Source organism: Pseudomonas sp. AL 58, from assembly GCF_036348395.1.
Taxonomy (GTDB): domain Bacteria; phylum Pseudomonadota; class Gammaproteobacteria; order Pseudomonadales; family Pseudomonadaceae; genus Aquipseudomonas; species Aquipseudomonas defluvii.
Genome location: NZ_JAZBQR010000003.1, coordinates 223441 through 236473 on the forward strand (window position 1 = coordinate 223441; position 13033 = coordinate 236473).

The 13033-nt window shown below is 59.2% G+C and carries 12 protein-coding genes; 6 read left to right on the top strand and 6 right to left on the bottom strand.

What is annotated here, in order from left to right:
* Positions 1–92: 92 nt before the first annotated feature.
* Positions 93–1628 carry a 2,3-bisphosphoglycerate-independent phosphoglycerate mutase gene (gpmI, locus tag UIA24_RS04025; protein ID WP_330522244.1) on the bottom strand — a complete coding sequence of 512 codons (1536 nt, stop codon included), beginning with the start codon at positions 1626–1628 and terminating at the stop codon, positions 93–95.
* A gap of 213 nt (positions 1629–1841) precedes the next feature.
* On the opposite strand from gpmI, the gene UIA24_RS04030 reads away from it, so the two are divergent.
* The 3 genes from UIA24_RS04030 to secB are packed head-to-tail and all read left to right on the top strand — an operon-like array spanning position 1842 to position 3041.
* Positions 1842–2255 (top strand): rhodanese-like domain-containing protein, encoded by a 414-nt coding sequence (locus tag UIA24_RS04030; protein ID WP_065761542.1) that lies wholly within the window; start codon positions 1842–1844, stop codon positions 2253–2255.
* Positions 2256–2258: 3 nt separating this feature from the next.
* The gene (grxC, locus tag UIA24_RS04035; RefSeq protein WP_065761543.1) at positions 2259–2513 is read left to right on the top strand and encodes a glutaredoxin 3; all 255 of its coding nucleotides are present in this window, start codon (positions 2259–2261) and stop codon (positions 2511–2513) included.
* A gap of 39 nt (positions 2514–2552) precedes the next feature.
* Positions 2553–3041 (top strand): protein-export chaperone SecB, encoded by a 489-nt coding sequence (gene secB, locus UIA24_RS04040; RefSeq protein ID WP_065761544.1) that lies wholly within the window; start codon positions 2553–2555, stop codon positions 3039–3041.
* Between the two features lie 48 nt (positions 3042–3089).
* On the opposite strand, the gene trmL is transcribed toward secB, so the two are convergent.
* Positions 3090–3545, bottom strand: a complete 456-nt coding sequence (trmL, locus tag UIA24_RS04045; RefSeq protein ID WP_065761545.1) for a tRNA (uridine(34)/cytosine(34)/5-carboxymethylaminomethyluridine(34)-2'-O)-methyltransferase TrmL — start codon at positions 3543–3545, stop codon at positions 3090–3092.
* Here trmL and UIA24_RS04050 point away from each other — a divergent pair.
* Positions 3544–3981: a hypothetical protein gene (locus UIA24_RS04050; protein ID WP_099773351.1), complete on the top strand. Its 438-nt coding sequence runs from the start codon at positions 3544–3546 to the stop codon at positions 3979–3981. The two genes, trmL and UIA24_RS04050, sit on opposite strands and share 2 nt — an antisense overlap.
* Positions 3982–4277: 296 nt before the next feature.
* Here the strand turns inward: UIA24_RS04050 and ntrC are convergent, their stop codons facing one another.
* The 3 genes from ntrC to glnA all read right to left on the bottom strand — a co-directional run bounded on the left by ntrC (position 4278) and on the right by glnA (position 8717).
* Complete coding sequence (ntrC, locus tag UIA24_RS04055) at positions 4278–5714, bottom strand: nitrogen regulation protein NR(I) (protein WP_099773352.1); 1437 nt, start codon at positions 5712–5714, stop codon at positions 4278–4280.
* Positions 5711–6796: a nitrogen regulation protein NR(II) gene (glnL, locus tag UIA24_RS04060; protein ID WP_330522245.1), complete on the bottom strand. Its 1086-nt coding sequence runs from the start codon at positions 6794–6796 to the stop codon at positions 5711–5713. The genes ntrC and glnL overlap by 4 nt, the downstream gene beginning before the upstream one ends.
* 514 nt (positions 6797–7310) lie before the next feature.
* A complete protein-coding gene (gene glnA, locus UIA24_RS04065) occupies positions 7311–8717 on the bottom strand; it encodes a glutamate--ammonia ligase (protein ID WP_065761549.1) in 1407 nt (468 codons plus the stop codon).
* Positions 8718–9047: 330 nt separating this feature from the next.
* On the opposite strand from glnA, the gene thiI reads away from it, so the two are divergent.
* Both thiI and typA read left to right on the top strand, forming a co-directional pair.
* Positions 9048–10502: a tRNA uracil 4-sulfurtransferase ThiI gene (thiI, locus tag UIA24_RS04070; protein ID WP_102052678.1), complete on the top strand. Its 1455-nt coding sequence runs from the start codon at positions 9048–9050 to the stop codon at positions 10500–10502.
* A 127-nt stretch (positions 10503–10629) separates the two neighbouring features.
* Positions 10630–12453 carry a translational GTPase TypA gene (gene typA / locus UIA24_RS04075; RefSeq protein ID WP_099773353.1) on the top strand — a complete coding sequence of 608 codons (1824 nt, stop codon included), beginning with the start codon at positions 10630–10632 and terminating at the stop codon, positions 12451–12453.
* A 97-nt stretch (positions 12454–12550) separates the two neighbouring features.
* Here the strand turns inward: typA and UIA24_RS04080 are convergent, their stop codons facing one another.
* The gene (locus UIA24_RS04080; protein WP_065760654.1) at positions 12551–12955 is read right to left on the bottom strand and encodes a YkgJ family cysteine cluster protein; all 405 of its coding nucleotides are present in this window, start codon (positions 12953–12955) and stop codon (positions 12551–12553) included.
* Positions 12956–13033: the final 78 nt, after the last annotated feature.

Sequence of the window (13033 nt, forward strand, 5' to 3'; positions counted from 1 at the left end):
ATGCCCGGCACGCGCCGCAAAAAAAACGCCTCAAGGCAACTGCCTTGAGGCGTTTGTCCGGAAAACCGACCGTTATGGCGGGTTTACGCAGGTCAGGCGTCGATCAGGATCGAGGTCCCGGTCATTTCCCGGGGTTGTTCCAGGCCCATCAGTTTCAGCATGGTGGGGGCGACATCTGCCAGTACGCCGCCGTCACGAACGGTGAACGGGCGTTTACCGACGTAGATGAACGGGACCGGTTCGGTGGTGTGCGCGGTGTGCGCCTGACCCGTGCATTCGTCTTCCATCTGTTCGACGTTGCCATGGTCGGCAGTGATCAGCGCTTCGCCGCCGACCTTCTCCAGCGCTTCGACCAGCCGGCCGACGCAGGTATCCAGGCACTCCACGGCCTTGACCGCAGCCTCGAACACACCGCTATGGCCAACCATGTCGCCATTGGCGTAATTGACCACGATCACGTCATAACGCTGCTGCTCGATGGCTTCGACGATTTTGTCGGTCACCTCGGGGGCGCTCATTTCCGGTTGCAGGTCGTAGGTGGCGACCTTGGGGGATGGGATCAGGATGCGCTCTTCACCGGGGAACGGCTCTTCACGGCCACCGGAGAAGAAGAAGGTGACGTGGGCATATTTCTCGGTTTCGGCGATACGCAGTTGGGTCTTGCCCTGCTTGGCCAGGTATTCCCCGAGCACATTGTCCAGGCTTCCTGGGGCGAAGGCGGCCGGAGCCGGGATCTTTGCCGAGTACTGGGTCAGGCCGATGTAGGCCGCCAGCTTCGGCAGGCGTGCGCGAGGGAATTCATTGAACTCGGTCTCGACGAAGACCCGCGACAGCTCGCGGGCACGGTCGGCACGGAAGTTCATGAAGATCACGGCATCGCCGTCTTCAACCTTGACGGCATCACCAATGCGCGTGGCTTTGACGAACTCATCGCTCTCGTCGCGGGCATAGGCTGCTTCCAGGCCAGCCTGTGCGCTGTCGGCGCTGAACTCGGCGACACTGTCGACGATCAGGTTGTAGGCCGCGGCGACGCGGTCCCAGCGGTTGTCACGATCCATCGCGTAGTAACGACCGATCAGGCTGGCAATACGGCCCTTGCCCAAGCGGGCAAAGGTGGCGTCGAGCAGCTCGATGGACGATTGCGCACTCTTTGGTGGCGTGTCGCGGCCATCGAGGAAGGCGTGCAGGTAGATTTTCTCTGCGCCGCGCTGGGCGGCCAGCTCTGCCATGGCGATCAGGTGGTCCTGGTGGCTATGTACGCCACCATCGGAGAGCAGGCCAAGGATATGCACGGCCTTGCCAGCACCGACCGCCTTGTCCACGGCGCCACACAGCACGGGGTTCTGGAAGAACTCGCCGTCCTTGATCGCCTTGGTGACACGGGTGAAGTCCTGGTACACCACACGCCCGGCACCCAGGTTCATGTGGCCAACCTCGGAGTTGCCCATCTGGCCGTCCGGCAGGCCCACGTCCATGCCGGAGCCGGAGATCAGGCCATGCGGCTGTGTAGCACGCAGGCGATCATAAACCGGGGTGTTGGCCGAGTAGATGGCGTTGTACTCGTGGCTTTCGCTGTGACCGAAACCATCCAGGATGATCAGGACCAGGGGTTTTGGCGTGCTCGTCATGAATCCCACTCGCGCTTGTTCAGATGAAAAAGAAACGCATTTTAGGGCATCTTGGTCCCGGATGACGAATTCCCTTTGTGTGGTTAACGGAATAAGCCGACAAGCTGCAACACATTAAGCGGAATTACTGCAGGCGGGGTCGTCGGGCGGGCTTTGGCCGACCTTGGCGGCTGTGTATACTGGCCAACATTTTTAATGGCCCGGAACCCTCTGATGGTTGCTCACCTGATTGAATTCGCCACTAACCACTATTTGCTCGTCGCACTGTTCGCGGTGCTGCTGGTACTGCTGATTCTCACCGAGGCCCGTCGCGGCGGTCGCAGCCTCAGCAGCGGCGAACTGACCGCTCTGGTCAACAGCGAGAAGGGCCTGGTCATCGACATTCGCACCAGCAAGGACTTCGCTGCCGGTCATATCGTCGGCGCCCTGAACATTCCTCAGGACAAGCTGGCTGCACGCATTGGCGAGCTGGAAAAACACAAGGCCAAGACCTTGATCGTGGTCGACAACATGGGCCAGCATTCCGGTACTACCTGCCGTGAGCTGCTCAAGGCCGGCTTTACCGCTGCCAAGCTGTCTGGCGGTGTGTCCAGCTGGCGCGCCGATAACCTGCCATTGGTGAAGTGATCCATGCCTGATGTCATCGTCTACTCCAGCGATTACTGCCCTTACTGCTCGCGCGCCAAGCACCTGCTCCAGAGCAAAGGTGTAGCCTTCGACGAGATCAAGGTCGATGGCAAGCCGCAGCTGCGCGCTGAAATGAGCCAGAAGGCCGGGCGTACATCGGTGCCGCAAATCTGGATCGGCGCTACCCATGTGGGTGGCTGCGACGACCTGTATGCCCTTGAGCGAGCGGGCAAGCTGGACGCTTTGCTCAAGGCTTGATTCAGAACCCCTACAAGACCCTGGAAAGAAGGATCTGTCATGACTGATCAACAGAACAACGGCGCAGAAGCGCTGGATGAGAACGCACCGCAGTTTTCCATGCAGCGCATCTATGTGCGCGACCTGTCGTTCGAAGCGCCGAAAAGCCCGGCGATCTTCCGTCAGCAATGGGAGCCGAGCGTCGCACTGGACCTGAACACCAAGCAAAAAGGTCTGGAAGGCGATTTCCACGAGGTCGTGCTGACCCTGTCGGTCACGGTCAAGAACGGTGAAGAAGTAGCCTTCATCGCTGAAGTGCAGCAGGCCGGTATCTTCCTGATCAAGAACCTCGATGCCGCTTCGATGAGCCACACCTTGGGCGCATTCTGCCCGAACATCCTGTTCCCTTATGCGCGTGAAGCGCTGGACAGCCTGGTGACCCGTGGCTCGTTCCCGGCACTGATGCTGTCGCCAGTGAACTTCGATGCCCTGTACGCCCAGGAAATGGCGCGTATGCAGGAAGCCGGTGAGGCGCCGTCGCTGCAATAAGCGACTGCTGTCACCTGAAAGCGCCCTACGGGGCGCTTTTTTCTTGGTTCAGGCAAAGCCTTGCTGGCGCCAGGCCTCGTAGACGGCCACCGCGACGGTATTGGACAGGTTCAGGCTGCGGCAGCCTTCGCGCATCGGCAGGCGCAGGCGTTGCTCGCTGCTCAGCGCGTCGAGCACTTCGGCTGGCAGGCCACGGCTTTCCGGACCGAACAAAAACGCATCGCCGGGCTGGAAGCTGGCATCATGGAAGGGCCGCGAGGCCTTGGTGGTGAACGCGAACAGACGCGGCTGTCCCAGGCTTTCCAGGCAGCTTGGCAGGTCGGCATGACGCTTGAGTGTGGCGTACTCGTGATAGTCGAGGCCCGCTCGGCGCAAGCGCTTGTCGTCCAACTCAAAGCCGATAGGCTCGATCAGGTGCAGGTGGCAGCCGCTGTTGGCGCACAGCCTGATAATGTTGCCGGTATTCGGCGGAATCTCTGGTTGAAAGAGGATGACGTGAAACATGCACGGCTCCGGGCAAAAAGACGAAGGGCATTCTACTCCTGAACCGGACCCACGTTCGCAACTCTGGCCGCGAGTGATGTTTTCGCTGGCAATCTTCGGCATGTTGGTCGGGCTGATGATCGGTCGCTTGACGGCGCCCGAGCCGCGGGAGTTGGAGCAGGTCGAGGTCATCGAAGGAGGGCTGAACCTGTGGTTCAACGAAGAACCCAAGCTGCATGGCGAAGAGGTCGAGGGCGCTGTTGCGCTGCTGTTCGAAGCTGATGGGCGGCCTCAGCGTGGTCAGTTGCAACTTGAGGGCAAGCCCGTGAGTTGGCGGGTGCAGAAGACCGATAAGGGCTTGCTGGTGAACCTGGTAGCGGCCCGTCCTCTGCACGGCGATTGGGCCGGTGCAGAGCAGGACGGGCGTTGGCGCTTGCAGGTATTGTTGCGCGAATAAAAGAGGGGATTCCCCGGCCTGCCTGTACCAAGGTCCCCAAAACGGGTGATACCTATGTTATGCACTGTGTGTGCCAGTTTTGTTGCAGGGCTGAAAATGGCTGATTACAGCCGTTTTACCGGAAGAAGAAGGCTCTAGGACGGGGATTTTTGCCTTGTCGCGGTGCATCGCGAGCGGGTTTGGTGCAGGGTGGCGCGTTCAGCAGGAGAGGGCAGCTTCTACATCGGGGGGCTGCAGGAGCCGGCGCCGCGTCATGTGAAACGGGCGCCAAGGCGTGCTCCTGCAGTAATGGGGCGTCAGGCGTCGTCAGCCTCGTCCTCTTCGCCGCCCGCTACGTTCATTCCCAGCTCCTTGATCTTCCGGGTCAGGGTGTTGCGCCCCCAGCCCAGCAGCACGGCGGCATCCCGGCGGCGCCCTGCAGTGTGTTTGAGGGCGGTTTCGATCATGATCCGCTCAAAACTAGGCACGGCACTGTCGAGCAGGTTCGACTGCCCACGCGCCAGGGCCAGGTCTGCCCACTGCCGCAAGGCCTGCTCCCAGTTGGTGACGGGCGCGGCGTCCTGCGGCAGGTTCAGCAGTTCGGGCGGCAGGTCGCCAATGTGCACTTCCCGGCCTGAAGCCATGACGGTGATCCAGCGGCAGGTGTTCTCCAGCTGGCGAACATTGCCCGGCCATGGCAGGTTGCGAATGAACTCTTCGGTTTCAGGCTTGAGCAGCTTGGGCTCGACGGCCAGTTCCTGCGCGGCACGGCTGAGGAAGTGCCGGGCCAGGGTCGGGATGTCTTCGCGACGATCCGACAAGCGCGGGATGTGAATGCGGATCACGTTCAGGCGGTGGAACAGGTCTTCCCTGAACTTGCCTGCCTGAACCAGCGTTTCCAGGTTCTGATGGGTCGCAGCAATGATTCGTACATCGACTTTGACCGGCACGTGGCCGCCGACCCGATAAAACTCGCCGTCAGCCAGCACGCGCAGCAGGCGCGTCTGGGTGTCGGCCGGCATGTCGCCAATTTCATCGAGGAACAGGGTGCCGCCGTCCGCCTGCTCAAAGCGCCCGCGCCGCAGGTTGGCCGCGCCGGTAAAGGCGCCTTTTTCGTGGCCGAACAGCTCTGACTCCATCAGGTCCTTGGGGATTGCCGCCATGTTCAGTGCAATAAACGGCGATGCTGCCCTTGGGCTGTGGCGGTGAAGGGCGTGGGCGACCAGCTCTTTGCCGGTACCCGACTCGCCGTTGATCAGCACGGTAATGTTGGAGTGGCTCAGGCGACCAATGGCACGGAACACCTCCTGCATCGCCGGTGCTTCGCCGATGATTTCCGGGGTGCGGGTCAGGCTGGGTGCCACATCCATGCCCTGTTGCTCCTGGGCATGCTGGTTGGCACGTTTGACCAGTGATACGGCTTCGTCAACGTCGAAAGGCTTAGGCAAGTACTCGAAGGCCCCGCCCTGATAAGACGCAACGGCGCTGTCGAGGTCCGAGTGGGCGGTCATGATGATGACCGGCAGGCGAGGGTACTGCTCGCGAATCTGCGCGAGCAGGTCCAGGCCGCTGGCCCCAGGCATGCGGATATCAGAGATGATTACATCCGGCTGCTGCCGGGACAAACGACCCATGACGCCATCAGCGCTGTCGAAGCTCTGGGTGGTCATGCCTTCCTGCTGCAAGGCTTTCTCCAGAACCCAGCGGATGGAGCGATCGTCATCGACGATCCAGACAGTTTCACTACGGCTCATGAGGACATGGCTCCTTGTTCCAGCGGCAGGAAGATCGAAAAGTTGGTGTGACCAGGGTGGCTGTCACACTCGATCAGCCCTTGGTGCTGGCTGATGATGTTCTGGGTAATGGCCAGGCCCAGCCCGGTTCCGTCGGGACGGCCGCTGACCATTGGATAAAAGATGGTTTCCTGCAGTTCGGCGGGAATGCCCGGGCCGTTGTCGATGATTTCGACCTTGGCCACCAGGCGATGGCGTGTATGGCCAATGGTGAACTGGCGCATGGCTCGGGTACGCAGGCTGATACGGCCCAGGCGCAGTTCGTTCTGGGCGCTGATGGCCTGCATGGCGTTGCGAACGATGTTGAGCACGGCCTGGATCATCTGCTCGCGATCGATCAGGACGTCCGGCAGGCTTGGGTCATAGTCCCGCACCAAGGTGATGCAGCCTTGGCTTTCTGCTTCGACCAGGCTACAGACCCGCTCCAGCACTTCATGGATGTTGGTCATGGCCAGTGACGGCAGCTTGTTCGAGCCCAGCATGCGATCAACCAGGTTGCGCAGGCGATCTGCCTCTTCAATGATGACGTTGGTGTAGTCCTTCAGGCTTTCTTCGGGTAACTCGCGAGCCAACAACTGTGCCGCGCCGCGAATACCGCCAAGCGGGTTCTTGATCTCGTGGGCCAGGCCACGGACCAGCATCTTGGTGGTCTCTTGTTTGGAGAGCTGAGCCTCCTCCTTGGTGATCCGCAGCAAGCGGTCCCGCGGATGGACTTCAAGCAACAGCAGGGTCTTTCCGTTGCTCAGGATGGGCGTTACCGCGTAGTCGACGGTCAGGGTCTGGCCAGCCAAGGAGGTGAGCTGGGCTTCGCGCTTGGTGAACGGGTGAGCGTGTTCCACGGCCTGGCGCAAGGAGTTCAGCGCTTCGGTCGATTCCGTGAACAGCTCGCTGATGAACTGGCCATGGCTGCGCTGACCACTGATGGCGAGCAGCATCTCCGCCGCCGGATTCATGTACTCAAGACGCAGTTCGGCATTGAGCAGAATGGTGGCAGTGGTCAGGTTGTCCAGTAGCAGTCGGTGCAGAGCATCGCTGATGGTCATGGGGCGTCGTTGACCTCTTTTGGTACATGACAACCGTGGCTGAAGCCAGGGTCGCGCGCACTGGTAATCCGCTGATACGAAGAAAATGCAAAAAACAAACCAAGGCTCCGAAAAGAAGCGGATTCGCCTGAAAAAGACCTGTATATGCCCAAAAAAGGACTACAAAGCCCTAGGCTTGCGATTTTCTTGAACCAAAATGGGCTGTGAACAGCGGATGCAGGTGGCCCATCGCACCAATATAGAGCATTGAGCCGGGATCGGTTCTGCATTAAAGGCGTTGCCCGGAAAGAGGCTTCCGAGGGCGCTTCAGGCTGCGTTTTCTGTGGGATGCAGGCTTGCCTGCGTTGGCGTCGACGGGTGTGTCGGTGAGTACGTGGTGCCTGCATCGTTGGCAAGCCAACTTCCCGCAGGGCTCAGTGCCAGGCGTCTGGGCTTTGCGTAGGTGACACGTCAGAAACAAGAAAGGCCTCCCGAGGGAGGCCTTTCTTACGCCGCTTGCGCGAGCGTCACGGGATTAGCAGCTGTAGTACAGCTCGTATTCCAGTGGGTGTACGAAGGTGCGAACCTTGATTTCTTCTTCGCTTTTCAGGGCGATGTAGGCGTCGATGAAGTCGTCGCTGAAAACGCCGCCTTTGGTCAGGAACGCACGGCCCTTGTCCAGCTCTTCCAGGGCTTCTTTCAGGCTGCCACAAACCTGTGGGATTTCCTTGGCCTCTTCAGGCGGCAGGTCGTACAGGTTCTTGTCGGCGGCATCGCCTGGGTGGATCTTGTTCTGGATACCGTCCAGACCTGCCATCAGCAGCGCTGCGAAGCACAGGTATGGGTTGGCAGCCGGGTCCGGGAAGCGCGCTTCGATACGACGGGCTTTCGGGCTGGAAACGTATGGAATACGGATCGAGGCAGAGCGGTTGCGCGCCGAGTAGGCCAGCATTACTGGGGCTTCGAAGCCTGGGACCAGACGCTTGTAGGAGTTGGTCGAAGGGTTGGTGAAGCCGTTCAGTGCCTTACCGTGCTTGATGATACCGCCGATGAAGTACAGGGCGGTGTCGGACAGGCCGGCATAGCCTTCGCCGGAGAAGGTGTTCTTGCCTTCTTTGGAGATGGACATGTGAACGTGCATGCCCGAACCGTTGTCACCGTACAGTGGCTTCGGCATGAAGGTAGCGGTACGGCCGTAAGCGTCGGCAACGTTGTGTACGCAGTACTTCAGGGTCTGAACTTCGTCGGCTTTCTTCACCAGGGTGTTGAAACGCACGCCGATTTCGTTCTGGCCGGCAGTTGCCACTTCGTGGTGGTGAACTTCGATGACCAGGCCCATTTCTTCCATGGCATTACACATGGCAGTACGGATTTCGTGGTCATGGTCGAACGGAGGAACTGGGAAGTAACCGCCTTTGACGCCTGGGCGGTGACCTTTGTTGCCGCCTTCGACGTCCTGGTCGGACATCCACGAACCTTGTTCGGAGAAGATCTTGAACATCGAGCCCGAGATGTCGGACTTGAATTTCACTTCGTCGAAGATGAAGAACTCTGGCTCCGGGCCGACCAGTACGGTGTCACCGATAGCGGTGGACTTCAGGTACTCCTCGGCACGCTTGGCGATGGCGCGTGGGTCGCGGTCGTAGCCTTGCATGGTCGAAGGTTCGATGATGTCGCAAACGATGATCAGCGTTGGCTCTTCGGTGAACGGATCGAGCACGGCAGTATCGTCGACCGGCATCAGGATCATGTCGGACGCTTCGATGCCTTTCCATCCAGCGATGGAGGAGCCGTCGAACATCTTGCCGGCTTCAAAGAAGTCTTCATCCAGCGCATCACGGGCTGGCATGGTCACGTGGTGCTGAGTGCCTTTGGTGTCAGTGAAGCGCAGATCAATCCATTTAACGTCATGATCTTTGATGAGTTGAACCGACTTCGACATAGTGTCCTCCGGGTGGGGTAGAGCTTGCCTGTGCAGCCCTTGAATTTGGGTGATGCCGGGCGCGAATAGTCCGCCAAGGCAACCTGCCTCACAAGGGAGCAAATTGCATGCCAGTGCCCCGACTTGGGTTTTTTGCCCCAAACATAGGCGTTTGCGCCGTAAATACTGAAAAAGCGGATTTTTTTCGCACTCTTATGATGCGATTTTTAATCAAGATGACCTGTTTTGGTGCGTTAGATGCCGTCCGTACAATAGTTGGTCAAACCTTGAGCAATTTCCGCTATAATCCGCGCCCCCCTTTTTCGCTTGGCACATTGCACGCAGTTTTTCATGAAACTAATCGTCAAGATTTTCCCAGAGATCACCATCAAGAGCGGCCCGGTGCGCAAGCGCTTCATTCGCCAGCTCTGCCGCAACATTCGTGTCGTGCTCAAGGACCTCGATCCAGAGCTCGTGGTCAAGGGTGTCTGGGATAATCTCGAGATCATCACTCGCCTGGACGATGAAAAAGTGCAGCGCGAGATGATCGAGCGTCTGTCCTGCACGCCGGGCATTGCGCATTTCCTTCAGGTCGACGAATACCCGCTGGTCGATTTCGACGATATCGTCGCCAAGTGCAAGCTTCATTATGGTGCGCAGCTGGCCGGCAAGCATTTTTCGGTTCGCTGCAAGCGTGCCGGCAAGCACAGCTTCACCTCCATGGATGTCGATCGTTATGTTGGCAGCCAACTGCGCCAGCAGTGCGGCGCCGCCGGGATCGATCTGCGCAACCCTGAAGTGGTGGTGCGTCTTGAGCTGCGTGATGAGCGCCTGTTCGTGGTGCACAGCCAGCACCCGGGCATCGGCGGCTACCCGCTGGGCGCGCTGGAACAGACCCTGGTGCTGATGTCGGGTGGTTTCGACTCTACCGTGGCGGCCTATCAGATGATGCGTCGCGGCCTGATGACCCATTTCTGTTTCTTCAACCTCGGTGGCCGTGCTCACGAGCTTGGCGTAATGGAAGTCGCGCACTTTCTCTGGAAAAAGTACGGCAGCAGCCAGCGTGTGCTGTTTGTCAGCGTGCCGTTCGAAGAAGTGGTCGGCGAAATTCTCGGCAAGGTCGGTAACAGCTATATGGGCGTTACCCTCAAGCGTATGATGTTGCGTGCTGCAACCCGCATTGCCGATCGCCTGGAAATCGACGCACTGGTGACCGGTGAGGCGATTTCCCAGGTCTCCAGCCAGACCCTGCCGAACCTGGCAGTGATCGATTCGGCGACCGAGAAACTGGTGTTGCGCCCGCTGTTGGCCAGCCACAAGCAGGACATCATCGATCAGGCCTACCAGATCGGGACCGCCGAGTTCGCCAAGCACATGCCAGAATACTGCGGCGTGATTTCGGTGAACCCGACTACCTGTGCCAAGCGTCACCGCGTCGAAAGCGAAGAGCGCAGTTTCGACATGGCGGTGCTGGAGCGTGCGCTGGAGCGTGCCCGCCTGATCTCGATCGACAATGTCATCGATGAGCTGGGCCAGGATATTCAGATTGAAGAAGTCAGCCAGGCGTTGGCCGGGCAGGTGGTGATCGACATCCGTCACCCCGACGCCCAGGAAGACCAGCCACTGGTACTCGACGGTATCGAAGTTCAGGTGCTGCCGTTCTATGCCCTGAACAGCCGTTTCAAGGAACTGGATGCTACCCGCCAGTACCTGCTTTATTGCGACAAGGGCGTAATGAGCCGCCTGCATGCCCACCACTTATTGAGCGAGGGACATGCCAATGTGCGTGTTTATCGCCCGGCATAAGACGCCAGGGCTGTATGGCGGCAGCATCCGCCACCGCCCTCCCGACCGGCGGGCCCGTTGAGCGTTTTTCATTCATATTCGCCGCCTAAACTGGCGGCAACCCGAATCCTCTGCTCGAGATACACAAGTGATCGAAAATCTCCGTAACATCGCCATCATCGCCCACGTTGACCATGGTAAAACCACCCTGGTAGACAAACTCCTGCGTCAGTCCGGCACTCTGGAGCGCAACGAGCTCAACGACGAGCGCGTGATGGACTCCAACGACCAGGAAAAAGAGCGCGGCATTACCATTCTGGCGAAGAACACCGCCATCAACTGGAACGGCTACCACATCAACATCGTGGATACCCCCGGCCACGCCGACTTCGGTGGCGAAGTTGAGCGCGTAATGTCGATGGTCGACTCCGTGCTGCTGCTGGTTGACGCTCAAGACGGCCCTATGCCGCAAACCCGTTTCGTGACCAAGAAGGCCTTCGAAGCCGGCCTGCGTCCAATCGTGGTCATCAACAAGGTTGACCGTCCAGGCGCGCGTCCTGATTGGGTTCTGGACCAGATCTTCGACCTGTTCGACAACCTCGGTGCTACCGATGAACAGCTGGACTTCAAAGTCGTCTACGCCTCGGCCCTGAACGGCATTGCCGGTCTGGACCACACCGACATGGCGGAAGACATGACCCCGCTGTACCAGTCGATCGTCGACAACGTACCCGCGCCTTCCGTTGACCGTGACGGCCCGTTCCAGATGCAGATCTCTGCCCTGGACTACAACAGCTTCCTCGGTGTTATCGGCGTTGGCCGTATCGCCCGTGGTCGCGTCAAGCCGAACACCCCGGTTGTAGCCATCGACGTTGACGGCAAGAAGCGCAACGGCCGTATCCTGAAGCTGATGGGTCACCACGGTCTGCACCGCGTTGACGTTGAAGAAGCACTGGCGGGCGATATCGTTTGCGTCAGCGGTTTCGACGAGCTGTTCATCTCCGACACCCTGTGCGACCCACTGAACGTCGAAGCGATGAAGCCACTGACCGTTGACGAACCAACCGTTTCGATGACCTTCCAGGTCAACGACTCGCCGTTCTGCGGTAAGGAAGGCAAGTTCGTCACCAGCCGTAACATCAAGGAACGTCTGGACAAAGAGCTGCTGTACAACGTTGCACTGCGCGTTGAAGAAGGCGACTCGGCTGACAAGTTCAAGGTTTCCGGCCGTGGTGAGCTGCACCTGTCGGTTCTGATCGAAACCATGCGTCGTGAAGGCTTCGAGATGGCTGTAGGCCGTCCTGAAGTAATCATCCGTGAAGTCAACGGCGTCAAGCAGGAGCCGTTCGAGAACGTCACCATCGACATCCCTGAAGAAGCTCAGGGCAAGGTCATGGAAGAGATGGGTCTGCGTAAAGGCGACCTGACCAACATGTCGCCGGATGGTAAAGGTCGTGTGCGTCTGGAGTACAACATTCCAGCCCGTGGTCTGATTGGTTTCCGTAACCAGTTCCTGACCCTGACCAACGGTGCAGGCATCCTGACCTCGATCTTCGATCGCTACGACACCATGAAGTCCGGCCACATGTCCGGCCGTCAGAACGGTGTACTGGTATCGGTTGAGACCGGCAAGGCACTGACCTACTCCCTGGAAACCCTGCAGGCACGTGGCAAGCTGTTCATCGAGCACGGTCAGGACATCTACAACGGTCAGATCGTTGGTCTGAACAGCCGTGACAACGACCTGGGCGTCAACCCTACCAAGGGCAAGAAGCTCGACAACATGCGTGCTTCGGGTAAAGACGAAACCATCGCTCTGGTTCCACCGGTTCGTTTCACCCTGGAACAGGCTCTGGAGTTCATCCAGGACGACGAGCTGTGTGAAGTTACGCCGAAGTCGATCCGTCTGCGCAAGAAGATCCTCGACGAAGGCGAGCGTACCCGCGCTGCCAAGAAAGCCAAGGCTAACTAAGCTCGGCTAAATGAAAACGCCCCCGGTCGAAAGGCCGGGGGCGTTTTTTTATGTGCGTTTGTCGCCAGCCAGGCCGACGACTACCCGTTGGTAGCGCTTAGCGCGCTGGAGGCTTTGGCTTGTAGGCGCAATAGCCCGGCCGAGGGCCGATTTTCGGGTGGTTGCGGCAGGTGTCCGGGCGCTTGTCGTAGATGGTGCAGAGGCGGCTCTTGCGGTCCAGGTACAGGCAATCGTCGTTGCTCATCCGCGCCAGGGTGAAGATGCCCGACTTCTGATTGAAGCGCTCGACAATCCCTTCCTTTTGCAGCCGCTTGGCAACGTTCTTCGGCGGCTCGTCCTTTTCAAATTCGTCGACCACCCCGATACGGATCAAGTCCTTGATGCGCACTTCCACTGGCAGGGTGCAGCAACTGGACATGCAGCCTCCACACATGTGGCTGGCATATTTTTGCCAGGTATCCAGGCGGTCTAGTTCAGCTGCTGCGATCAGGGTCGGTTTCATCGGGTTCGACTTTCGGCGGTCATACGGGCGCGCGATGATACCGGGGTTGGTGAAAGAATGAACAACCATTTGCCGGTT

What these genes read in the sequence shown, in the direction of transcription:
- gpmI (WP_330522244.1), bottom strand. Translation starts at nt 1,628, where the DNA reads ATGACGAGCACGCCAAAACCCCTGGTCCTGATCATCCTGGATGGTTTC.
- UIA24_RS04030 (WP_065761542.1), top strand. Translation starts at nt 1,842, where the DNA reads ATGGTTGCTCACCTGATTGAATTCGCCACTAACCACTATTTGCTCGTC.
- glnA (WP_065761549.1), bottom strand. Translation starts at nt 8,717, where the DNA reads ATGTCGAAGTCGGTTCAACTCATCAAAGATCATGACGTTAAATGGATT.
- trmL (WP_065761545.1), bottom strand. Translation starts at nt 3,545, where the DNA reads ATGTTTCACGTCATCCTCTTTCAACCAGAGATTCCGCCGAATACCGGC.
- thiI (WP_102052678.1), top strand. Translation starts at nt 9,048, where the DNA reads ATGAAACTAATCGTCAAGATTTTCCCAGAGATCACCATCAAGAGCGGC.
- ntrC (WP_099773352.1), bottom strand. Translation starts at nt 5,714, where the DNA reads ATGAGCCGTAGTGAAACTGTCTGGATCGTCGATGACGATCGCTCCATC.
- grxC (WP_065761543.1), top strand. Translation starts at nt 2,259, where the DNA reads ATGCCTGATGTCATCGTCTACTCCAGCGATTACTGCCCTTACTGCTCG.
- UIA24_RS04080 (WP_065760654.1), bottom strand. Translation starts at nt 12,955, where the DNA reads ATGAAACCGACCCTGATCGCAGCAGCTGAACTAGACCGCCTGGATACC.
- UIA24_RS04050 (WP_099773351.1), top strand. Translation starts at nt 3,544, where the DNA reads ATGCACGGCTCCGGGCAAAAAGACGAAGGGCATTCTACTCCTGAACCG.
- secB (WP_065761544.1), top strand. Translation starts at nt 2,553, where the DNA reads ATGACTGATCAACAGAACAACGGCGCAGAAGCGCTGGATGAGAACGCA.
- glnL (WP_330522245.1), bottom strand. Translation starts at nt 6,796, where the DNA reads ATGACCATCAGCGATGCTCTGCACCGACTGCTACTGGACAACCTGACC.